Source organism: Oxalicibacterium sp. (assembly GCF_057353965.1).
Genome location: NZ_JBMQZD010000004.1, coordinates 58,997 through 80,901, shown reverse-complemented (window position 1 = coordinate 80,901; position 21,905 = coordinate 58,997). Strand labels below are relative to the sequence as shown.

Below are 21,905 nucleotides of genomic sequence, written 5' to 3'. Positions count from 1 at the left end.
TCGTTCCTCCTTCGATCGCCTGCATTGCCGAATACGCATCGCCTTGTCACTTTTGACAAGCAGACGCGTACGGCGCGAATGCTTTAAAGTAACGGCTCGCGCGCGCCCTTGCGCCGCAACGAACCAGGATCGCACATGAAAACAGCAAAAGAAGCACTCGACCGACTGCGCGAAGGCAATCGCCGCTTCGTCGCCGACAAGAGCAATGCCGGCGACGCATCGCTGGCCACCCGCCGCCGTGAAATCGCGGACGGTCAACAACCGTTCGCCATCATCCTCGGCTGCTCGGATTCGCGCGTGCCGGCGGAAATGGTGTTCGATCAGGGGCTGGGCGATCTTTTCGTCATCCGTGTAGCCGGCAATATCGTCGCGCCATCGCAGGTCGGCAGCGTCGAGTTCGCGGCCGAACGCTACAACACCAAGCTGGTAGTCGTGCTCGGTCATTCGCAGTGCGGCGCCATCCTCGCGACGCTGGAAGCGCTCAAGTCGCCGGGGGAAGGCACCTCGCGCAACCTGCAATCCATCGTCGACCGTATCCGCCCTTCCGTCGAAACACTGCTCGACAGCGGCATCAAGCACGATCACGATGCGCTGGTGCACCAGTCGGTGCGCGCCAATATCCGCGCTTCCTGCAATCATCTGCGCCACGGTTCCGAACTGCTGGAAAAGCTGATACAGGATCACGGTCTGCGCGTGGTCGGCGCCGAATATTCGCTGGAAACCGGCGCGGTCGAATTCTTCGACGGCATCCCGGAATAAAAAAAACGGCAGTCGGGTGAAACACCCTGACTGCCGCTCCTCATTTCCCCCATTTCAGTATTCGAAGCTGACGGTAATCGATCCGTAGCTTTGCGCCTTGTCCTGGCCGTCGAATTCCTTGCTGCGCAAATATTGCGCATAGGTGACCTTCACGCCCGGCCATTGCCAGGCAATGCCTGCCGCTATGTCGCCGACCAGATATTTCTTGTCTACGCTGTGACTGTCGGAAAAGGTATTTCCGTCCAGGAAGATATTCCTTGCCACCGCACGTACGTCGAACGAAACGAATGCATGCACGCCGCTCTGCAGCAACCGTCGCGACGAGTTTGCCGGCAGCGGCGCATTGCTGTCGGCTGCCGGGCGGATCGGCGATGTGCCGAAATCGTTAGGCAGATAAGTGCCGATGCGGAATTCCATGCCGCCATTCAGATAGGTTTTGACGTTGCCGAGCGCGTAACCGTAATGCGTGATCGCATCCATCTTCGGACCGTCCATCGTCATGGACGAAAACACCCGCTCCTTCTTTTCGCGAACATAGATCAAGCCGAGTTCGTTATTCAGTTGATTGTCCCAGCCCTCGAACTTGTCGATACCGCGCAGATCATGGATGAAATCCTGCGCCTGATGCGCCAGCGAAGCCGGACCGACCATACCGATGTCGATCTCGACGGTATCCATCTTGGTTTCCTGGCGCGCGTTATAGGCGAAACCCATATACAGCCAGCCGGCATACGGACGATCGTCGACGATCAGATCGCGGCGATACCTGTCGGTCGGCGTGTACATTTCCTGCCCGAGGCTGACCACCATGTTGCGCGACTCGTAAGGTCCTGGCTGCAGGCGTTCCGAAAAACGGTTCAACTCGCGTATCCAGTGCGGCAGACAGGGATCGCGAATGTAATCCGCCAGGTTGGTGGACACCCAGGACAACTTGATGCCGTTGGTGTAATTGTTGTCGGTCCCGGCGAACAGGTCGTTTTCGTAATAGAAGTTGTAGACGCCAGGGTACTTCTTCAATTCGCCGATGCCAGGCTCGGCGACACAACTGCTCTGCTCATCGTCGGCGGCCGCAGCCATGCCCGAAAATGCCGTCACAGAGACGGCGAAAACGCAATGAATCAGTCCCGCTTTGACAAATCGATGGCTATGCATTGAAATGAATCGTAAGAAAATATCCGGCCCGCATGATCTGCATGTAATGTGTAGCGATCTGCATTAGTGATCTACATAAACAAGGCACGGTGCTGGCGCCAAGCCTACCTTGCGGCGTAAACGTCCGTCAAGAAAACCATGTACATCCGCGCCGACGGCAAAACATGCTGGCATGCCACCGCGCATTTTTACAAAATATTCCCGAAACGGCTGACTGAAACAGCTTATTGAACAACTTACTCATCAGGACTCTTGCCATGACATCGCTTCGCTCCTTCAGCATCCTGCTGGCCCTCTGTCTGATGGCCGGCGGCTGCAGCTCGCTCTTCAAGCGCAATCAGGGCCCGGCCCTGTCCGGCCACCTGACCGGCAACGTCACCTATCGCGAACGGATCGCACTGCCGCCGGATGCCAGGGTCATCGTCAGCCTGGAAGACGTCACACGCGCCAACCGCACCGGCCAGTTCGTCGCACAACAAACGATGCAGCCGAAGACGCAGGTACCGATCGCATTCGACCTGCATTACCTGCCACAGTCGATAGCGCAGGATCACCGTTATGCGATCAGCGCGGCCATCATCGACGGCCGCGAACAGCCGTTGTGGGCCAGCGAGCCTATCCTCGTTTCCTTCACCGACCAGGACAAGCCGATTACCATTCCAGTCGTACGCGTGTCCAATCTCGATATCGCACCGGCGCCGAAGACCGTCATGCCGTTCAAATGCGACAAGATTGCAATGATCGCCCGCTTCGGCGACGAAAAAGTGGAACTGATGCTGCCGGGCCGCACGATCACGCTGCCGCAGGTGATCTCGGGTTCGGGCGCACGCTACAGCGACGACAGCGCGACATTCTGGAACAAGGGAGACACGGCGTTGTTCGAAATGAATGGCGTCGAGTACAAGGACTGCCGCGCCGATCCGCTACCGGTCAACGACGAAGAGAAACGCTAACCTCAACAGCAATCCTGCCGGCAAACATCAGCCTCGTTTGTCGACTTTGTTTATCGGCTTCGTTTATCAGCTTCATTCGTCGGCTTCGCTCTTCGGTTTCATTCATCGGCCGCATTTGCCAACCTTGTTCGACAGCGTCATTGGCGCGTGCCGGCAGCCTCCCCTAGCTGAACCGGCACGCGCCACAAACCGTCACGGCGCAGACAGAAACGCCGCTTGTCGGCCGCACTCAGACACTTCATCGCATATTCGGCCTTCGATGCCGCCGAGCGATCGGGATAGGCAACGATCGTCAACAGGCGGCGCGGCGGGCGCGAACGCGTATAGCGCGCTCCCTTGCCGCTGGCGTGCGCGGCAAAACGCGAGGCCACATCGACCGCAATACCGGTGTAGATGCTGCCATCGCTGCATTCGATCAGGTAAAGAAACCACGCCATCGCCGCCTTCCCCATTTTTCTTCCCGCACTGCAGATGCCGTTCTATACTCGACAGCGTCCTCATTTCCGTTCGTCACACTGGCCATGCGTATTTCCTTCGCTTCCGTCATCGGCCTGCTGCTCTGCGCCGCACTGACGCTCACCACCGCCCATGCCGGCGAGCCGGTACTGCAACTGCAACTCGCCAACCAGAAACAGAAGCTGGCGCTTTCCAATCTGCTGCGCCATCCGTCCACGCAAACCATCACGATTCCCGACGATCCGACCTACAAGCGCCGCATGACTTACCAGGCGATTCCGCTGTCGGCCATCCTGCGCGACATCCGCGGCTTCGACGCCCTGCAATTCAAGGCGACCGACGGCTTCGTCGCGACGATTCCGGTCAGCCTGCTGCGATCCGCCTCGGAGCCGTGGCTGGCGCTCGAACCGCAAACCCGGCCGTGGCCGGAAGTCGCACCCGGCAAGCCCAGCGCCGGCGCATTCTATCTGGTCTGGCTGATGCCGGAGAAAAGCGGCGTATCGCCCGAACAATGGCCGTTCCAGATCGAATCGATTGCCGATGTCGAACCGCTGGAAAAACGCTATCCGCAAATCGTGCCGCAAGCGGCGACCGACAGCGCCGCGTGGCGCGGTATGCATCTGTTCACGGTCAACTGCGCCAGTTGCCACCGCATCAACGGCGGCGGCGACGGCACGGTCGGCCCGGACCTGAACCTGCCGTTCAATCCGACCGAATACTTTCACGAGGATTATCTGCGCAAGCTGATTCGCGATTCGTCATCGGTACGCAACTGGCCACAGCGCGTAATGCCAGCCTTTTCAGATACGGTATTGAGCGAGTCGCAACTCGACGATCTGCTCGCCTATCTGCACCAGATGGCGAAGCAAAAAGCCGCGACACCGCAACCGGAAGCGTCGCCGAAATAAATACAGCAGACGCACCGGCAAATCAGGCTGGCGTGAAGAAGCGTGCCTGCATTTCTTCCAGACCCAGCGTCTGCAGCACTTCATGCAGACGCTGGGCCGGACGGCGACGCGGCAGGTCTTTGTAGCTGGCGATGATCAGTTCGTTCTTCATCGAATGCTCCCAACCGACCAGTTCGGTCACGCTGACCTGATAGCCGTGCGCCTCCAGCTGCAGACAGCGCAGCACGTTGGTTACCTGGCTGCCGAACTCGCGCGTATGCAGCGGATGGCGCCAGATTTCGGTCAGCGAATTCGCCAGCGCACGCCCCTTGTTCTTCTTCAGCACGGAAGCCACCTCAGCCTGGCAGCATGGCACCAGCACGATGAACTGCGCTTTCTTCTCCAGCGCGAACCGGATCGCATCGTCGGTTGCGGTATTGCAGGCATGTAATGCGGTGACGACATCGATCTGCGCCGGCAGCTTGTCCGACGTGATCGAATCGGCGACCGACAGGTTCAGGAAGGACATGCCGGGAAAATCCAGCCGCTGCGCCAGCTCTTCCGACTTTCGCACCAGCTCGTCGCGCGTTTCGATGCCGTAGATATGCGAATCATCATTGCGCTGCTTGAAGAACAGGTCGTACAGGATGAAGCCCAGATAGGATTTGCCGGCACCGTGATCGACTAGCGTGACGTTCGATCTGGCTGCCAGCGCTTCTTGCAGCAACGGTTCGATGAACTGGTAGAGGTGATAGACCTGCTTCAGCTTGCGACGGCTGTCCTGATTCAGCTTGCCGTCGCGCGTCAGAATATGCAGTTCCTTCAGCAATTCGATCGACTGGCCGGGACGTATTTCGTGCGACTGCTCATGTGGCTGTTTTGGCGATTGTTTTTGCGACCGTTTCTGCACCGATCGCGCATCGCTGTCGGCACGGTTGCCGGTCTTGCTGTCCTTGTTGCTGTTACGGCCCATGTCGCCTGTATCCGGGGAAATTCAAGTGCGCCCACTATAGGGATTTTGCCGGCGGCCGGCAAGCGAGAGAGTGCCGCGACCAATACGCGGCGCTTGCGGGAAAACCTCTGCCGAGGCCCGCTCCATCGCACCAAATACTGATAAGCTTGCACGAACGTCAACGTCGTTTTTCCCAGCTGTCTTTCGGTACGCTTTTTGGATCGCTTTCGACCTGTTTCGGCCCTAAATCGGCATTTAATCGACCTTCGACCCTTAAAACCATTTCCCTCCGGACAGAGTGCTGAAGAAGATTTCCCTTACCTTGCGTATTGCGGCCTGCCTGCTATGCATGCAAGCCGTATTGCCGATTCAGGCACGGGCGCAGGAAACCGCGGCGCCCGCTCCAACCGTTTCCTATACCGTCAGCATCGACGGCGCGGGCGAACTGACGTCGCTGCTGAAAGATAATATTGAAATCAGCCGCCGCCATTCCGCCGACGGACTGAGCGAAGATGAAGTCCGCCGGCTGGCCGGCATTGCGCCGAACCAGATTCGCACGCTGCTAGCGACCGAGGGCTATTTCTCGCCGGTCATCACGCACGAACTCGATCAGCAGAATGTGCCCTGGACCGCGCACTACACCGTGGTGCTCGGCCCGCGCACGCTGGTCGATACGGTTGACATCCGGATCAAGGGCGATGTCGCAACCGCCAATCCGCAACGCGTCGAACGGCTGCAACGGCGCTGGAGCCTACCGGCCGGCAACGCCTTCCGTCAGAAGGACTGGGACGACGCCAAGAACAATCTGCTGAAAGCACTGCTGGTACGCGACTACCCTGCCGCCGCCATCACGCACAGCGAAGCGCGCATCGACCCGGCGACCAACACCGCGACATTGTCGGTGGAGGTCGAATCCGGCCCGGCCTTCACCTTCGGCGAATTGGAAATCTCCGGGCTGCAGCGCTACGCAAGCCGCATCGTGACGGACCTGAATCCGATCAAGCCGGGAGAACCATATTCGCAGGAAAAACTCAACGAACTGCAGGCCCGCGTGCAGGACACCGGCTACTTCCGTTCCGCCTTCGCCACCGTCAACATCGATCCGGCGCATCCGAAGAACGTACCGGTCAAGCTGGAACTCAACGAAAACGAACGCAAGCGGCTATCGCTCGGTATCGGCTTCTCGACCGACTCCGGCCCGCGCGGTCAGATCCAGTGGCTGGACCGCAATTTCCTGCAGCGCGACTGGCGTCTGGAATCGCGCCTGCTGGTCGATCGCGACAATCGCCTGCTGAGCGGCGATATCTTCCTGCCGCCGCTGCGGAACGACTGGCGTCCCAGCTTCGGCACACGCTACGAATACACGAACAGCGAAGGCGAGATCAACGACAAGACCGCCACTGCCGCGCGCCTGACCAGTCCAGACAAGAACGATGAGATGGTGTGGGCCACCACGCTGTACACCGATCATCAGCGCATCGAAGGCAGCGACTATTCGAATCACCGCGAGGCGCTGGTCGGCTCCTTCACCTACACACGGCGGCGCGTGAACAACCTGATCTCGCCGTCGCGCGGCTACGTGACTTCGATCGATCTCGCCGCAGGCCCGACCGGCGACGGCAAGACGCTGGCACGCGTGGTCGGCCGTGCCACTTACCTGTCGCCGTATTACAAGCGCTGGCAAGCAGTGCTGCGCGGCGAAGTCGGTCAGGTAAGCGGCGCCGGCCGCGAATCGGTGCCGGCCGATTTGCTGTTCCGCACCGGCGGCGACCAGACCGTGCGCGGCTACAACTACAACACGCTGGGCGTCGAACAGGACGGCGCCATCGTCGGCGGCACCAACAGCGCCGTCTTCAGCGCCGAACTGGTCTATCGCATCACGCCGCAATGGGGCGCAGCCGTGTTCCACGATGCCGGCAATGCCGCCGACTCGTGGAAAGGCTTCCACTTTGCGCACGGCAGCGGCGTCGGCGCACGCTGGCGCAGCCCGATCGGCCCGGTCAATCTCGACCTCGCCTACGGACACGATACGCACGAAGTGCGGCTTCACTTCTCGGTCGGCTATGGCTTCTGACGACGACAAACAAACGAAGCAGCCATCGACGCCGAACGCGCACATACGCGGCAAGCGCCGCTGGCCGCGTGTGCTGGCCGTATTGCTGACGCTTCTGCTATTGGCCCTGCTGGCCGGTATCGGCTGGGTCACGCACAGCGAACGCGGCACGCGCGCCTCGTTCGAACTTGCAGCGACCCTGTCGAACGGCATCGTCAGGACGGAAGACGTCAGCGGCACCTGGAGCGACACACTGCACATCGGCAAGCTGTCGCTGCATCTGGAAAACCAGCAGATCGCCGCCGACAACGTCACACTGGACGTGCGCCTGCCGAAACTGCTGACCGGTCAGTTGCATGTCGCACTGCTGCGCATCGGCCGACTCGGCATCACCGGCAAGATGGCACAGAGCAACGAGCCGGCGAAACTGCCGTCCAGCATCGCCCTGCCGCTGCGTGTGCGCATCGACAGCGTGCAGGTGCAAGGCGGCGACATCGCCTGGGGGCCGCTGAACGTCGTCACGCTCGGCCCGTTCGCATTCAACCTGGACTACGACGGCAAACGCTATCTGCTGAATCTCGACGAATTCAGCGCACGTTCTGCTGCCGACAAGACTGCCTTCAGCGGCAGCCTGGAAGGCCGCGCCACCCTGTCGACCGCCAGCCCCTATCCGCTGGAAGCAACGCTGTCGACCAGCGGCGAAACGACGACCGACGGCAATACCATCAGCGCTGCCGGCCAACTCCTGCTGCATGGTTCGCTGAAGGAACTGCAGGCCGCCACCGCGCTGAAGATCGCCGACGCTTCGCTGAACGGCGAAGCCGTACTGCGCCCCTTCGATGAACAGCTTCTCGGCAAGACCGACGTGGCGGCGCGTGCGCTTGACTTGTCCGTCATCGCCGCCGGCCTGCCGAAGACTGCGTTGAACGTCGATCTGCATGCAGCCGAAAACGGCAGCGGCACGCTGTCCGTCGCCAATCCCGCTGCCGGACGTTACGACGAAGGCCGCGTACCGCTGCACAGCCTGCGCGCCGAATTCGCGCAACAGGATCAAGCCTTCGACTTCCGCCGCATCGTCGCCGCCTTCGGCAGCGCACGGCAACCGGCCGGCAACGTCTCCGGCAGCGGCAGGCTGCGCAACGGTGCGTTGACGCTGACGCTGCAGACCGATGCGCTCGACCTGCAGAAAATCGACGGACGCATGCGCACCACCAAGCTGGCCGGCAAGCTGGACGTACGGCACGCCGACGGCAAGCAGGATTTTGCGCTGGCGCTGAACGAACCGCTGAAGAAGCACCGCCTGACGCTGGATGCGCACGCCACCGTCGCCGACAATGCGATCGACGTCGACAAGATGGCCTTGCGCGCCAGCGGCAGCGCAGCCGATCTCACCGCGCGCATCGCGCTCGACGGCAATCAGGCATTCGATGCCAAAGGCACGATACGCGCGTTCGACTTGCGCGATCTCGGCGACTTCCCGCAATTGCCGACACTGCAGCTCAACGGCGAATTCGCCGCCAGCGGCACACGACAACCGGCGATGCAGGCCGATGCCTCCTTCCGCATCGCCGACAGCAAACTGGCCGGCAATCCGCTGTCCGGTGAAGGCCGTATCCAACTGCACGGCGAAACGCTGGAAGTGCACACCTTTGCACTGCACGCCGGCGACAATCGATTCCATGCCGAAGGCCGGCTGGCGCAAAACGATGCGCGCATCGACTTCCATCTCGATGCGCCGAAGCTGGATCAGCTCGGCCGCACCTTCGGCGGCATGCTGAAAGTCGACGGCGAAGTGCACGGCAGCGTGCAGCAGCCGCGCATCGTCGCCAACTGGAGCGGCAATCGCGTGCGTCTGCCCGGCCAGCTGCAAGCCACTGCACTGCAAGGCAAAGGCGACGCGACACTGGACCTGCGTGAGAAAGCCATGCCACTCGCCGCCGCCAACATCGAGACGAAACTGCAAGACCTGCGCATCGGCGAACAGCTGATACGCAATCTCGACATCCAGACGAAATTCGCCTCGCAGGCCAATGCACCGCTGGTCATCGCCGTGCATGCCGACGGCATTGCCGGTGGCGCGCTGGACGCAGACGATGCCAGCATCGCCGTCAACGGCACCACCGCGCGGCACACGGCGAATATCGTACTGAACGAACACGAGCAGCACTGGAAAATTTCCGCTGATGGCGGCCTACTGGATCTGGCGCGCGCACCGCGCTGGCAAGGCCGCATCGCCTCGCTTGATGCCGACGGCCGCCTGAACGCCAGGTTGACCGATGTCGCGCCGCTATCGGTATCGTCGCGCGAGATGCGACTGGACCGCTTCAACCTTGCCATCGGCAAGGATGCCGTCTTAGCTATCGAACAGTTCGTTCGCAACGAACGCGGATTGACCACGCGCGGCAGCTTCACGCATCTGCAGATCGGCGAACTGCTGCACTACGCACAGCCAGATGCGCCGATCAGCGCCGACCTCGCCGTCGGTGGTGCGTGGGACTTCAAACTCGGCAATCGGCTCGACGGCAGCTTCAGCCTGCGGCGGGAAAGCGGCGACGTATCGATACTCGGCAATGCGCCGGTCAAGTTGGGCCTGACGACGCTGCAGGCCAACGCGACGGCGAGCAACGGCCGCCTTGCGCTGCAATTCCTCGCCGACGGCACGCAGACCGGCCGCATCGCAGCCGATTTCACCAGCGCGCTGGGCAGCGGCGACAAGCGCCTGACGCTGGCGCCGCAAGCGCCGTTGAACGGCAACGTACGCATCGCCGCGCCGGCGCTGAGCTGGCTGGGGCCGATGATCTCGCCGATGCTGGTGACCGAAGGCAGCCTGCAGGGCGATGTCGTGCTTGCCGGCACCGCCGCGAATCCGCGCATCACCGGCCGTATGGATGCCGACAAGCTGCGCCTGTCGTTCACCGATACCGGCGTCGACCTGAAGCAAGGCACGCTGCGCAGCGAATTCCGCGGCGACCAGCTGATCATCAGGGAACTGCGTTTCACGAACGGCGGCACGCTGTCCATCAGCGGGCCGCTGTCGATGGTCAACCAGCAACTGGCGCTCGATCTGTCGGTCACGGCAGCGCAATACAAGCTGATCGACCGTTCCGACCGCAAGCTGGTTGTCAGCGGCAGCAGCGACGTCGGCTGGCACGAAGGCCGTGCCAAGATCAACGGCAGCTTCACCGCCGATTCCGGCTTCTTCGACATCGGCAGCACCGAAATGCCGCAATTGTCTGACGACGTCATCATCGTCGGCCGCAATCAGAACCAGGGCACGAAAACCGTCCTTGCACTGGACCTGAAACTCGGTCTCGGCAAGAAAGGCATCCATCTGCAGGGCCGCGGACTCGACGCGATGCTGGCCGGCGACATCAACCTGCTGGCTGACGGTGGCGAAGCACTGCGCGCGGTGGGCGATCTGCGCGTCGTCTCCGGCACCTTCAAGGCATACGGCCGCGAACTGGAAATCGAACAGGGCATCCTGCGCTTCAACGGTCCGATCGGCAACCCGGCATTGAACATCGTGGCGATGCGGCGCGGCCTGGAAGTGGAAGCCGGCGTCTCGGTCGGCGGCACGGTACTGCGTCCGCGCGTTACGCTGGTATCCGACCCGACCGTGTCGGACGCCGAAAAGCTGTCGTGGCTGGTGCTGGGACATGGCCTGTCCGACTCGGGCGACGGCGACATTGGCGCCTTGCAGGCCGTCGTCGGTTCGCTGCTCGCACAGGGCGCGGCTTCCGGCGTGACGTCGCAAATCTCCACGATGTTCGGGCTGGACGATGTCAGCGTCGGCACCGATAACAGCAGCGGCGGCAATCTGGAGGAACGTATCGTCACGCTCGGCAAACGGATTTCGTCACGGCTGTACGTCAGCTACAAGCAGGGACTGGATAACGCCGGCAGCGCTCTGGTGCTGCGCTATACGCTGACACGACGCCTGACGGTGGAAGGCGAAGCCGGCTCGCGCAGCGTGCTGTCGCTGTTCTATAACTTTGCCTTCGACTGACAGAACGCCGGGTGGTATCTTGCTGTCTGACTGCATGCAAATGCTGCGTGCCGCGCGTTGTACCGCAGTGCTCGACAATCATCGACGAAGAAGGGAGCAAGCATGCCAACCGATACTGAAAACGCACAAACGGCGCATCCGACCCAGGCCGATTCGCGGCATCGCATCGTCATCGTCGGCGGCGGTGCCGGCGGCCTCGAACTGGCGACCGCACTCGGCAACAAGATGCGCGATCGTGTCAGCACCGTGCTGGTCGATCGTTCTTCCATCCACATCTGGAAGCCGCTGCTGCATGAAGTCGCCGCCGGCAGCATGGATGCCAACACACATCAGCTCGAATACGCGGCGCAGGCACGCTGGCATCGTTTCGTGTTTCAACAGGGCGAACTGCTCGGTCTCGATCGCGTCAACAAGACGATCACGGTCGGCAGCGTGCAGGACGAAAGCGGCCTCGAACTGATTCCGCAGCGGCAGATTCCGTACGACACGCTGGTCCTCGCCATCGGCAGCGTCACCAATTTCTTCAACGTGCCCGGCGCCGAACAGCATGCGGTAGCGCTCGACGCACTGCATCAGGCCGAGCATTTCCGCCGCCGCATGATCAGCCTGTGCATGCGCGCCGACCGCGGCATCACCGCTGCCGGCGATGGCACGCATCCGCAATTGCACATCGCCATCATCGGTGGCGGCGCCACCGGCGTCGAACTGTCGGCCGAATTGCGCAACACCGCCGAAGTGCTGGGCGCATACGGCCTGCATCATCTCGATCCGCATCACGACATTCGCATTACCGTGATCGAGGCCGCGCCACGCATACTTTCCGCGCTGCCGGAAAAAGTCTCGGAGAAAACCACCGACCTGCTGCGCAAGCTGGACATCGACGTGCTGACCGACGCCAAGGTATCCGAAGTGCAGGCCGATCGCGTGTTGATGGCGAACGGACAAAGCCTGCCTGCCGACCTCACCGTCTGGGCCGCCGGCATCCGCGCACCGCAGGTGTTGGGCGAACTGAACCTGCCGGTGAACCGGCTGGGACAGATCATCGTGCAGCAGACGCTGCAGACGGAAATCGATCCCGACATCTTCGCCTTCGGCGATTGCGCCGCCTGCCCATGGCCGGAGAAAGACAGCACGGTGCCGCCGCGCGCGCAGGCAGCGCACCAGCAGGCCAGTTTCCTGTTCGATGCATTGAAGAAGAAACTGAACGGCGAAGCGTTGCCGACGTTCGTCTATCGCGATCTCGGCTCGCTGGTATCGCTAGGCCGCTTCGACGCAGTCGGCAATCTGATGGGGCCGCTGGTCGGTCGCGCGCTGTTCATCGAAGGCATCCTCGCGCGGCTGCTCTATCTGTCGTTATACCAGATGCATCTGGCTGCACTGCACGGCTTCATGCGCATGCTGGCCGATTCATTGGGGCAATGGCTGCAGCGCAGGACGTCGCCGCGGGTCAAATTGCACTAAGCGCCACACGCAATCGGCATATTGAATCGGTACAGCGAATCAGCAGCAATCAATAGTAGAGCGGATAGCGAATCGCACATCGGATCAATGCATGGATGACAACATGCGGAGAAGAATTTTCGCGATATTTTTCCTCTATAATCGCGTCCGGCCAATGCAGGCGTGCTGTATAAAGTGCAGTGCAGCTCGCAAAACATGCGAAAAAATATGCGCGACTTTTGGCTGCGACTGCTGCTACACTTTGCAGCCGATTTCGGATAGCGGCGGCCTTTCGTGACCGCGACAACCGCAACGCAACTGCAACAAGTAAGCGTTGCATCGCCCACGTAGTTACACGGTTCGCCGACTCGGCAATGTACGGCTTGCTGTGAATGTAACCACGGTGCAATAACGCAAGACATTTACCGAGCTTCTTCGCACTTGCAGTAAAGCGCTGGATATCCGTTTTCCTGTCGCCATGTGTCGCATTGCCACTCGGAAACATGAGCGGCAGGACGTCAGATCATGCGTGCCGTCCACCACGTTGCACGCTTCTTAAACTGCCGGGAACAACATGACGCCACACAGTTTCTTTCCATCGATGCCGCACGCGCTGAACGTGCTGACCGCGACCGGCCTGCTCCTGATCGTCGGCCTGCTCGGCGCGCGCCTGCTTCGTCGCTTCTTTCCGCAACTGCCGGCGATCACGGGCTACATCCTGACCGGCATGTTGATCGGCCCGTCGGTGCTGAACCTGATCGATGCCTCATTGCTGGACGACATCAGCATTCTGGTCGACCTGTCGCTCGGCCTGGTGCTGTTCGAACTCGGCCGGCGCGTCGATTACAAATGGCTGCTGCGCGAAAAAGGACTGCTGCTCACCGGCATCGCCGTCAGCCTGCTGATGTTCGTCGCCCTCTTCCTGCTGCTGATCCAGTTCGAGATCGACAAGCTGGTCGCCTGCATGGTCGCCGCACTCGGCATGGCGACATCTCCGGCGGTGATCCTGCATGTGGTACGTGAAGTGAAAGCCGAAGGCCAGATGACGGAGCGCATGCTCAACATCGTCGTCATCGGCAATGCGCTGGCCTTCATCGTCTTTTCGATGGGGCTGGCCGCCGTGCACGTCGAATATAAGGCCGGCTGGGAAAACTACATCCTGCATCCGCTGTATCTGCTGTTCGGCTCGGCCCTGCTGGGCTGGATCATCAGCCGCCTGTTGGTCTGGCTGGGGCAATTCCTGGGGCGCGATACGCAGGCGCAGTTGATCCTGGTGCTGGCGCTGATTGCCGCCACCGTCGGCATCGCCGTCATGTTCAAGCTGTCCGCGCTGATCGCGCTGCTAATGTTCGGCATCGCCAGCCGCAGCCAGGATGCGCGTCATGCGATCGTCGAACCCGATTTGAGCCAGTTCAGCGGATTGCTCTACGTCGCACTGTTCGTCTTCAGCGGCACGCAGCTGGAATGGCGCTATCTGGTGATGCTGTGGCCGGCTGCTCTCGCCTTCATCGCGTTGCGCTTCGCCATCGCGCTGACTGCCAGCACGGCGCTGGCGCAGGTAAACGGCATGACACTGCGCAAGGGCGCGCTGCTGGGCGTGGGACTGGTGCCGCTTTCCGGCTTCAACATCCTGATGGTGCAGCACGCGCTGGGCGACTATCCGCAATTCGGCGCGCAGCTGAGCGCGCTGGTCGTCTCCATTCTCGTCATCCTCGAACTGCTCGGTCCGATCTGCACGCGCTATGCGCTGACCGCTTCGGGCGAAGCAAAAAACCAGACATAAGACCGACATCGATCGTTCAGAAAATCGCTGAAGACCGTTGAAGACAATCGCTGAAGGAAACCGCATGCTGGAATTCAACAACTCGACGCCGCTGACCATGGGCGTGGAACTCGAACTGCAGATCGTCAATCGGCGCGATTACAACCTGACGCGCGGCTCGGACGATCTGCTGCAGATCATCAACAAGACTGCGCACGGCTACGACATCAAGCCCGAGATCACCGAAAGCATGATCGAGATCGCCACGTCCGTGCATACCGATCACCACGAAATGCTGGCCGAGCTGACGGCAATGCGCACGCTGCTCGTCTCCGCCGCCAACAAGCTCAACCTCGGACTGGCCGGCGGCGGCGCGCATCCGTTCCAGCACTGGGAAGACCAGCGCATCTATCCGACCGACCGTTACCGCCTCGTCTCCGACCTGTACGGCTATCTGGCCAAGCAGTTTACCGTCTACGGCCAGCACATCCACATCGGCTGCCCGAACGGCGACGAAGCGATCCGGCTGTCGCACCTGCTGGCGCGCACCATTCCGCACTTCATCACGCTGTCGGCGTCATCGCCGTTCTATCAGGGCGTAGATACGACGTTCCAGTCGTCGCGGCTGACCAGCATCAATGCATTTCCGCTTTCCGGCACCATGCCCTTCCTGTCCGACTGGCAGGCGTTCAATACCTACTTCGACAAGATGTCCAAGCTGGGCATTGTTGCCAGCATGAAGGATTTCTACTGGGACATCCGTCCCAAGCCGGAATACGGCACGGTCGAGATCCGCGTCTGCGACACGCCGCTGCAGATCGAAACCGCCGTCGCGCTGGGCGCCTATGCGCAGACGCTCGCCAAGTATTTCTTCGATCACCCTGAACTGCGGCCGGTGCAGGATACCTATCTGACCTATACCTACAACCGCTTCCAGGCCTGCCGCTTCGGCCTGAACGGCGCGCTGATCGATCCGGTCGGCGGCACGCAGACCTCGATCCAGGACGACATCCTGCGCACCTTCGACATGCTGGCCGATGCTGCCGATGCACTCGGCACCGCCGATGCGCTGGCCCGGTTGCGCCAGCGTGTGCAATCCGGCCAGGGCGATGCCGGATGGTTGCGCGCCAGCTACGAAAAGAGCGGCTCGCTGAACGACGTCGTGCGCCAGCAGAGCGCCACGTGGATGAACCAATAAGAGCGACAGCACCACCCCGTGCGGCAAGACCCGCCGTGCTGTAAGCGGAATCCCACATCAGAATCGGACAAGCGCCGATTCTGCAATGTTTGCAAATCGATCACAATCGCTCTGTAAAAATTGCAGTGCCTTCCATGATTTCCATGGTGCTGCATTTCAACAGAGGAGAAAACGATGTCGAACGGACTGGATATCTGCAGCAGCGGCAATGTCGTCGGCCTGCCGACGCTGAGCGCGCTGCACGATGCGCCGCATGACGACACGAACGACTTGCCGGCCGGCAAACTGGCCCGCTGCGGCGAGCTGTATGGCGCATCGGGCCCGATGCAACATTTGTTCAAGATGATCGGCAAGGTCGCGCCCACCAGCGCCAATGTGCTGATCGTCGGCGAAAGCGGCACCGGCAAGGAGCTGGTCGCCAGCGTTATTCACGAGATGAGCAAGGACAAGGCCAGCCCCTTCGTCGCGCTCAACTGCGGCGCAGTATCGCCGCAACTGATCGAAGCCGAACTGTTCGGCCACGAACGCGGCAGCTTCACCGGCGCCATCCGCACGCAGAAAGGCTGCTTCGAACGCGCGAACGGCGGTACGCTGTTCCTCGACGAAGTCACCGAAATGCCGTTGGACATGCAGGTCAAGCTGCTGCGCGTGCTGGAAACCAACCGCTTCTACCGCATCGGCGCCGACGAGGAATCCGAAGTATCGGTGCGTGTGGTGGCTGCCACCAACCGCGATCCGGCCGAAGCCGTCGCCGCCGGCATCCTGCGTAGCGATCTTTATTACCGCCTCGCGGTATTTCCGCTGAATCTGCCGTCGCTGCGCGAACGCGGTGACGATGTGCGGCTGCTGGCGAAACTTTTTCTCGATCAATTGAACGAAGAGGAAGGCAGCAGCAAGACTTTTTCGCGGGCATCGCTGCGCCTGATGGGTTCCTACGTCTGGCCCGGCAATGTGCGCGAGCTGAAGAACGTCGTGCATCGCGCCTTCATCCTGGCCGACCGCGAGCTGGATATTGCGCAGGCCATCGGCCCGATGCGCGCGGCCCAGCCGGAATGCCAAGGCGATTGCGTGACCGTGCCGCTGGGCAGCAAACTGGCCGAGGCCGAGCAGCAGCTGATCTGCGCCACGCTGGACCATTGCGGCGGAAACAAGACAATGACGGCCGAGGTATTGGGCGTCAGTCTGAAAACGCTTTACAATCGATTGAACGAATATCAGTCCAAACTGTTCCTGCAGGATGCCATTACCCGCCCATACAGCATCCAGGGACGCAACTAATGTCTGCTTGAGCGATTAACCAGAATGATAAGAATCCTCGTAGTCGATGACCATGCAGTAGTTCGTGCCGGCGTGCAGTACTTCATTTCGCAAGTTCCGGACATGAAGATAGAAGGAGAAGCCGGCACCGCGCAGGAAGCGATCCGTCTGATCCGCGCACAGGAATTCGATATCGTCCTGCTCGACATCAACATGCCCGACAAGAGCGGCGTAGAAGTGTTGAAGCAGATCAAGCGCGAAAAGCCGGAAATGCCGGTACTGATCCTCAGCATGCATCCGGAAAGCCGGTATGCGGTGCAGATCCTGCGCAGCGGCGCCAGCGGCTATGTGCAGAAGGAGGCGCTGGCCGATGAACTGGTCAATGCAATCAAGACCATTCTGCGCGGCCACAAATACATCAGCCCTGCCGTCGCCGAGCTGCTGACGACGGAACTGGATGCGAACACAGAGAAACCGTTGCACGAAACGTTGTCCAAACGCGAGTATGAAATCTTCTACAAGCTGTGTCAGGGGCACGGCGTGACGAAGATCGCGGAAGATCTGTGTCTGAGCGTGAAGACGGTAAGCACCTATCGCGCGCGCGTGCTGCAGAAGATGAACATGGAAAACAATGCCGGCATCATCTACTACGCGATCAAGCAGAATCTGATCGATTAGAGATACCGCCCGGTATGCAGAACGGTTTTTTTGGCGGTTTTAACATGAGCAAAACTACGACACATGCCGACGGTCACCCGTTGCGTGTCTTCCTGGTGGAAGACTCGATAGACGTGCGCGAACTGATGATCGAAAACCTGACGATGATTCCGGGCGTCGTTGTATCCGGCGTTTCCGAATCGGAAGGCGATGCGCTGAACCAGTTGAATTCGCTGCCGTGCGACGTGCTGATCGTCGACATCCAGCTGAAGAAGGGAAACGGCATCAACCTGCTGCGGCAGATCGCCGAAAAGAAAAAGATCGCCAACGCGCTGAAGATCATCTGCAGCAACAACGCCACCGAAGTCTTCCGTCGCGTCGGCATGCAGTATGGCGTGAATCACTTCTACGACAAGACGTCGGAATTCCCGCAGATGTTCGAATTCCTGAAGGGTCTCAGCCGTCGCAGGCAGGAGTGCGAGAATCCGGCCTGAGTACTCCTCGCTGCTGCACCGTTTTCTTCTTGCGTCGTATAACTACTTCCCTGCACTTCCGGATTTTCCATTGATGCGTGCATCGATCGCGCCCCGGGTGTCGCTAATGATCTCGCCGAATCATCGCAGCTGATCATCACAACTGACCATCGCACCAGATTCGCCCACCTCACCCGGTCAATCGCGCCTTATCTCCCGTTGTTTCTTTCGACCGCTGCTTCTTCGGCACCTTCTGCAACATCGTCCGTCGTTTCTTCCACGTTCTCCGCCATGTTGCCGTCGATCTTCGGAATCGTCACCACGATGGCCGTGCCAGTCCCCTGCGATCCTGCCACCTTGACCGAACCGCCCAGATACGCGGCACGTTCTCGCATGCCGCGCAGGCCGTGCGTCATCACGTTATTGAGCCGCTCCGGTGCAATGCCGATGCCGTTGTCGCGTATCGTCAGGACGATTTCCTCGTCGGTATCGTCCAGGATCACGTCCACGCGCGTCGCCTGTGCGTGCTTGGCGATGTTGTTCAGCGATTCCTGCACCATGCGAAACAGCGCAATGTCCACGCGCGGCGCATAGGTCAGCGGATCGTCCGGCAGGCTGACATTGCAGGCCATGCCCGAATACTTCTCGAACTCCAGCGCCTGCTCGGCGATCGCCACCTTGATGCCGAACACGTCGAGCTTGTCCGGACGCAGACCGTTCTGGATGCGGCGCGTTGCATCGGTGATCGAACTCAACAGCGCCTTGATCTTGACCGAACGCTCGGTGAATTTCGGATCCGGTGGCATCTGCTGGAAGACCATCGACAGATGCATGTTCAATGCCGTCAGCGCCGAACCGAGATCGTCATGCAGTTCGCGCGCGATCGCGCGCTTCTCTTCTTCCCGTGTACTTTCTAGGTGGCCGATCAGTTCGCTGACTTCTGCCGTGCGGGCGGCGACCAGCGCTTCCAGCTGCGTCTCGTGCGCCTTCAGCGTGTCTTCCATCCGCTTGCGTTCGGTGATGTCGGTGCTGATGCCGACCAAGCCCATGATCTCGCCGCGCGCATTGAGCCACGGCGCCTTGGTCGAATGCAGCGTGCGCACGCCACTCGGGAAATTGGTCGTCGTCTCGAACACGCGCGGCCTTCCGCTCTCGATGACGCTCTGATCTTCCAGGCTGACGCGCTCGGCATCGGTCGGATCGGGATACAGATCGGCATTGCGGTACCCGATCACATTCTCGCGATCCTTGCCCAGCAGGCGCAGCTTGGCCGGATTGGCGAAGATCATGCGGCCGGAAATATCCTTGACGAAAATCGCATCCGGCGTGCTGTCGCTGACCGCGCGCAGCAGCGCATTGCTTTCCGCCAGCGCTGCTTCGCCCTGTTGGCGCCCTTCGTATTCACGGTTGAGCAGCGCTGCCGTGCGGCAGAACATGATGAACAACAGCGAGCTGGCCAGCAGGATCAGCAAGGGCGACGCCTTGTCCGCATCGTAGAAGCCGCGCTGCACACCCCACTTGACGATGAAATCCAGAATCATCAGCAACAGCAGGCTGTTCGGTAGCAGGCGACGCAGCAAGGGACCGCCGGGCGACTTGCTGTTCCACAGGCTCATCAGCCGGTGCGTAGGGCGCGACGACAGGATGCCGAGCGCAAGGATCAGGAAGGCAATCGAGGTAAACGGCATCATCGCCTGCGTGGACGAAATGCCGTCGATCGAGATCACGTTGTACAGATGCCCGATCAGCGGAATGCCGGTGATGCCCACCAGAATGAAGGCGCCGTATTCGGCCGGATACTGGTCGTGCCTGGTGCGGTAATCCAGCGCCAGCAGACTCAAGCCGCCCAGCATGAAACTCAACGCCGTCAGCGGCCGCATTGGATCCGCATAAATCGCGAGCGTGGCTTTGCTGATGCCTGGCAGCAGCGCATGCGCATCGAGGCCGAGACCGAACAGGAACACTGTCAGCGACGGCAGCGCCCACAGTGCAACCAGCGCGGCAAACAGAAATGCACCTACCGTTATGGCCGTTTGCGCGCTACCGCGCGGCATGCGGATTGCGCGCAACGTCAGTGCAATGCCGGCCAGGATGAAAGCAATGCCGACGTTCGGCCGCACGGGGACGAGATCGGCCAGACGGAAATTGAACAGCCAGTACTGCTGATGCCAGTTGACGATGGCGATCACGCCCATCACTGCGATGAAGCAGGCGGCGAACAACGGTGCGAACAATATGCTGCACCCCGCGCCATACCTCGCGCGATATCCCGGTGTGCGGAACATGTAATCGGACTCCATTGAGGATGAAACGAACTGCTGGTCGGCGTCTGCCGAACGGCTGGAGCATGATGCGAACGACAGCGAATACAAATCGTCGCATGCGTCAGCACCCAAGACTCCGTACCGCATGCTCGCCATTGTCCGCTTTTTCGCGCCGCATGCCTATTTGCCTGACAGCCTGTTATAGCTTGTCAATAGACAGGAAAAGCCGGCCAAGCCGGCTTCTTGCTTCCACGCAAAAATCGAAAAATGCCGAAGATGCGATCTGATGTAATCCGCAGATCAGATATTGTTGAAATGAAATGGTTCCGCTACATCGGCAAAACCTGAAATCAGAAAATCAGATAGATCAGCACCAGTACGACCAGCGGTACGCCCAGCAGCCAGGCAATGAAGTATTTACCCATCATGTCCTCCTTGAGCTTGCAGAAGTGGATTACCGGACCGATGCTGCCGGTCCGCCCTGAACTTCATCCTAGCAACACCATCCGGCCTGCTCCATAGGCGTGCGACTGCATCGTGCGTAGGAAAGCAGGCGATCGTGCATACGGATCAACGGCAACTTTTCGGCATCGCATCGACTCTTCTGTTGTGACAGCGTTTTTTCTGGACTCTCAACGATCGGGATTTCCATGACGGAACAATCGCCTTCCGCAAATCTCTCCATCTGGAGACGCATGCGCATCGTCGCGGTCTGCTCGGTAACGGAATGGTTTGCGCAACGCGGTGGCAGCAAGGGTGCTGCTGTCGCCTTCTATACGCTGTTTTCAATGGCGCCCATTCTGGTGTTGACCATCGGCATCGTCGGCGCCGTGTTCGGTCCGCAGGCGGCGCGCGGCGAAATCTTCGCGCAGCTGCACAATCTGGTCGGCGCGGCCGGTGCGGAAGCCGTCCAGATGCTGGTGGCCAATGCGCACAGTCCGGACGTCGGCTTTGCGCCGACGATCGTGGCGATCGGCGCCCTGCTGTTCGGCGCCACCACGATCTTCGCCGAACTGAAGGACAGCCTCGACGAAATCTGGCATGTGCCGATGGCGCGCCAAGGCGGCTGGCGCAATGTCTTGCGCGTGCGCCTGCTGTCTTTCGGTCTGGTGCTGGTGCTGGCTTTCCTGCTGCTGGTGTCGCTGGTCGTCAGCGCGCTGCTGGCAGTGCTGGAACGCTACTGGGGTGGCTTCTGGCGGGAATCCGCCTTCGTCCTGCAGCCGCTGTCCAATCTCATCTCCTTCCTCGTGATCGCCTGCCTGTTTGCCGTCATCTACAAGATGCTGCCGCAGATCAAGCTGTCATGGCGCGACGTCGCGATCGGCTCGCTGGGTACGGCAGCGCTGTTCAGCCTCGGCAAGCACGTGATCGGCGTCTACCTCGGCAACAGCGGCGTGGCGAGCGGCTACGGCGCGGCCGGCTCGCTGGTGGTGCTGCTGCTATGGGTTTACTACTCGGCGCAGATCTTCTTCCTCGGCGCCAGTTTTACGCGCCAGTATGCGTTGTGGTTCGGCACGCTGCGCCATGATCAAAACGCGCACGCAGCCAATTCCAATACTCCCGCCTGAATCTTTCTTCGTACGTTTGCCACGCATTGCTGCATTGTCCTTCGGCGCCTTCCGGTTCTCCGGCATGC

At 60.6% G+C, this 21,905-nt stretch carries 16 protein-coding genes; 12 read left to right on the top strand and 4 right to left on the bottom strand.

What is annotated here, in order from left to right; all coding sequences use genetic code 11:
• The first annotated feature begins 135 nt into the window (after nt 1-135).
• Nucleotides 136-759 carry a carbonic anhydrase gene (locus ACO1VH_RS06810; protein ID WP_486243754.1) on the top strand — a complete coding sequence of 208 codons (624 nt, stop codon included), beginning with the start codon at nt 136-138 and terminating at the stop codon, nt 757-759.
• Nucleotides 760-813: 54 nt separating this feature from the next.
• On the opposite strand, the gene ACO1VH_RS06805 is transcribed toward ACO1VH_RS06810, so the two are convergent.
• Nucleotides 814-1,836 carry a lipid A deacylase LpxR family protein gene (locus ACO1VH_RS06805; RefSeq protein ID WP_486243753.1) on the bottom strand — a complete coding sequence of 341 codons (1,023 nt, stop codon included), beginning with the start codon at nt 1,834-1,836 and terminating at the stop codon, nt 814-816.
• A gap of 332 nt (nt 1,837-2,168) precedes the next feature.
• Between ACO1VH_RS06805 and ACO1VH_RS06800 the strand changes: the two genes are divergently transcribed.
• Entirely contained in the window at nt 2,169-2,864 is a 696-nt protein-coding gene (locus ACO1VH_RS06800; RefSeq protein ID WP_486243752.1) for a YbaY family lipoprotein, read from the top strand.
• Nucleotides 2,865-3,001: 137 nt separating this feature from the next.
• Here ACO1VH_RS06800 and ACO1VH_RS06795 read toward each other — a convergent pair whose 3' ends face one another.
• Nucleotides 3,002-3,301: a GIY-YIG nuclease family protein gene (locus ACO1VH_RS06795; RefSeq protein ID WP_486243751.1), complete on the bottom strand. Its 300-nt coding sequence runs from the start codon at nt 3,299-3,301 to the stop codon at nt 3,002-3,004.
• Nucleotides 3,302-3,385: 84 nt separating this feature from the next.
• Between ACO1VH_RS06795 and ACO1VH_RS06790 the strand changes: the two genes are divergently transcribed.
• Nucleotides 3,386-4,228 carry a c-type cytochrome gene (locus ACO1VH_RS06790; RefSeq protein ID WP_486243750.1) on the top strand — a complete coding sequence of 281 codons (843 nt, stop codon included), beginning with the start codon at nt 3,386-3,388 and terminating at the stop codon, nt 4,226-4,228.
• A gap of 22 nt (nt 4,229-4,250) precedes the next feature.
• Here ACO1VH_RS06790 and ACO1VH_RS06785 read toward each other — a convergent pair whose 3' ends face one another.
• Nucleotides 4,251-5,180 carry a class I SAM-dependent methyltransferase gene (locus ACO1VH_RS06785; protein ID WP_486243749.1) on the bottom strand — a complete coding sequence of 310 codons (930 nt, stop codon included), beginning with the start codon at nt 5,178-5,180 and terminating at the stop codon, nt 4,251-4,253.
• 277 nt (nt 5,181-5,457) lie between these two features.
• Here ACO1VH_RS06785 and ACO1VH_RS06780 point away from each other — a divergent pair, with 277 nt between their 5' ends.
• From ACO1VH_RS06780 to ACO1VH_RS06745, 8 genes are all read left to right on the top strand, one after another.
• Entirely contained in the window at nt 5,458-7,233 is a 1,776-nt protein-coding gene (locus ACO1VH_RS06780) for an autotransporter assembly complex protein TamA (RefSeq protein ID WP_486243748.1), read from the top strand.
• Nucleotides 7,223-11,218 carry a translocation/assembly module TamB domain-containing protein gene (locus tag ACO1VH_RS06775; protein WP_486243747.1) on the top strand — a complete coding sequence of 1,332 codons (3,996 nt, stop codon included), beginning with the start codon at nt 7,223-7,225 and terminating at the stop codon, nt 11,216-11,218. Before ACO1VH_RS06780 ends, ACO1VH_RS06775 begins: the two co-directional genes overlap by 11 nt.
• A 102-nt stretch (nt 11,219-11,320) precedes the next feature.
• On the top strand, nt 11,321-12,679 hold the full coding sequence (locus ACO1VH_RS06770) for an NAD(P)/FAD-dependent oxidoreductase (protein ID WP_486243745.1): 1,359 nt from the start codon (nt 11,321-11,323) through the stop codon (nt 12,677-12,679).
• A gap of 553 nt (nt 12,680-13,232) precedes the next feature.
• Nucleotides 13,233-14,441: a cation:proton antiporter gene (locus ACO1VH_RS06765; protein WP_486243743.1), complete on the top strand. Its 1,209-nt coding sequence runs from the start codon at nt 13,233-13,235 to the stop codon at nt 14,439-14,441.
• Between the two features lie 64 nt (nt 14,442-14,505).
• Entirely contained in the window at nt 14,506-15,618 is a 1,113-nt protein-coding gene (locus ACO1VH_RS06760; protein ID WP_486243741.1) for a YbdK family carboxylate-amine ligase, read from the top strand.
• A gap of 174 nt (nt 15,619-15,792) precedes the next feature.
• A complete protein-coding gene (locus tag ACO1VH_RS06755) occupies nt 15,793-16,896 on the top strand; it encodes a sigma-54 interaction domain-containing protein (RefSeq protein ID WP_486243739.1) in 1,104 nt (367 codons plus the stop codon).
• Nucleotides 16,897-16,920: 24 nt separating this feature from the next.
• Complete coding sequence (locus tag ACO1VH_RS06750) at nt 16,921-17,553, top strand: response regulator (RefSeq protein ID WP_486243737.1); 633 nt, start codon at nt 16,921-16,923, stop codon at nt 17,551-17,553.
• A 44-nt stretch (nt 17,554-17,597) separates the two neighbouring features.
• Complete coding sequence (locus tag ACO1VH_RS06745; protein WP_486243735.1) at nt 17,598-18,026, top strand: response regulator; 429 nt, start codon at nt 17,598-17,600, stop codon at nt 18,024-18,026.
• Between the two features lie 188 nt (nt 18,027-18,214).
• Here ACO1VH_RS06745 and ACO1VH_RS06740 read toward each other — a convergent pair whose 3' ends face one another.
• Complete coding sequence (locus ACO1VH_RS06740; RefSeq protein ID WP_486243733.1) at nt 18,215-20,401, bottom strand: PAS domain-containing sensor histidine kinase; 2,187 nt, start codon at nt 20,399-20,401, stop codon at nt 18,215-18,217.
• Between the two features lie 563 nt (nt 20,402-20,964).
• Between ACO1VH_RS06740 and ACO1VH_RS06735 the strand changes: the two genes are divergently transcribed.
• Entirely contained in the window at nt 20,965-21,837 is an 873-nt protein-coding gene (locus ACO1VH_RS06735) for a YihY/virulence factor BrkB family protein (protein ID WP_486243731.1), read from the top strand.
• Nucleotides 21,838-21,905 lie beyond the last annotated feature (68 nt).

Bases quoted from the DNA above. Each gene is read 5' to 3' on its own strand.
- ACO1VH_RS06775 (WP_486243747.1), top strand. From the start codon at position 7,223: ATGGCTTCTGACGACGACAAACAAACGAAGCAGCCATCGACGCCGAAC.
- ACO1VH_RS06800 (WP_486243752.1), top strand. From the start codon at position 2,169: ATGACATCGCTTCGCTCCTTCAGCATCCTGCTGGCCCTCTGTCTGATG.
- ACO1VH_RS06795 (WP_486243751.1), bottom strand. From the start codon at position 3,301: ATGGCGTGGTTTCTTTACCTGATCGAATGCAGCGATGGCAGCATCTAC.
- ACO1VH_RS06765 (WP_486243743.1), top strand. From the start codon at position 13,233: ATGACGCCACACAGTTTCTTTCCATCGATGCCGCACGCGCTGAACGTG.
- ACO1VH_RS06735 (WP_486243731.1), top strand. From the start codon at position 20,965: ATGCGCATCGTCGCGGTCTGCTCGGTAACGGAATGGTTTGCGCAACGC.
- ACO1VH_RS06790 (WP_486243750.1), top strand. From the start codon at position 3,386: ATGCGTATTTCCTTCGCTTCCGTCATCGGCCTGCTGCTCTGCGCCGCA.
- ACO1VH_RS06810 (WP_486243754.1), top strand. From the start codon at position 136: ATGAAAACAGCAAAAGAAGCACTCGACCGACTGCGCGAAGGCAATCGC.
- ACO1VH_RS06805 (WP_486243753.1), bottom strand. From the start codon at position 1,836: ATGGCTGCGGCCGCCGACGATGAGCAGAGCAGTTGTGTCGCCGAGCCT.
- ACO1VH_RS06760 (WP_486243741.1), top strand. From the start codon at position 14,506: ATGCTGGAATTCAACAACTCGACGCCGCTGACCATGGGCGTGGAACTC.
- ACO1VH_RS06750 (WP_486243737.1), top strand. From the start codon at position 16,921: ATGATAAGAATCCTCGTAGTCGATGACCATGCAGTAGTTCGTGCCGGC.
- ACO1VH_RS06770 (WP_486243745.1), top strand. From the start codon at position 11,321: ATGCCAACCGATACTGAAAACGCACAAACGGCGCATCCGACCCAGGCC.
- ACO1VH_RS06745 (WP_486243735.1), top strand. From the start codon at position 17,598: ATGAGCAAAACTACGACACATGCCGACGGTCACCCGTTGCGTGTCTTC.
- ACO1VH_RS06785 (WP_486243749.1), bottom strand. From the start codon at position 5,180: ATGGGCCGTAACAGCAACAAGGACAGCAAGACCGGCAACCGTGCCGAC.
- ACO1VH_RS06755 (WP_486243739.1), top strand. From the start codon at position 15,793: ATGTCGAACGGACTGGATATCTGCAGCAGCGGCAATGTCGTCGGCCTG.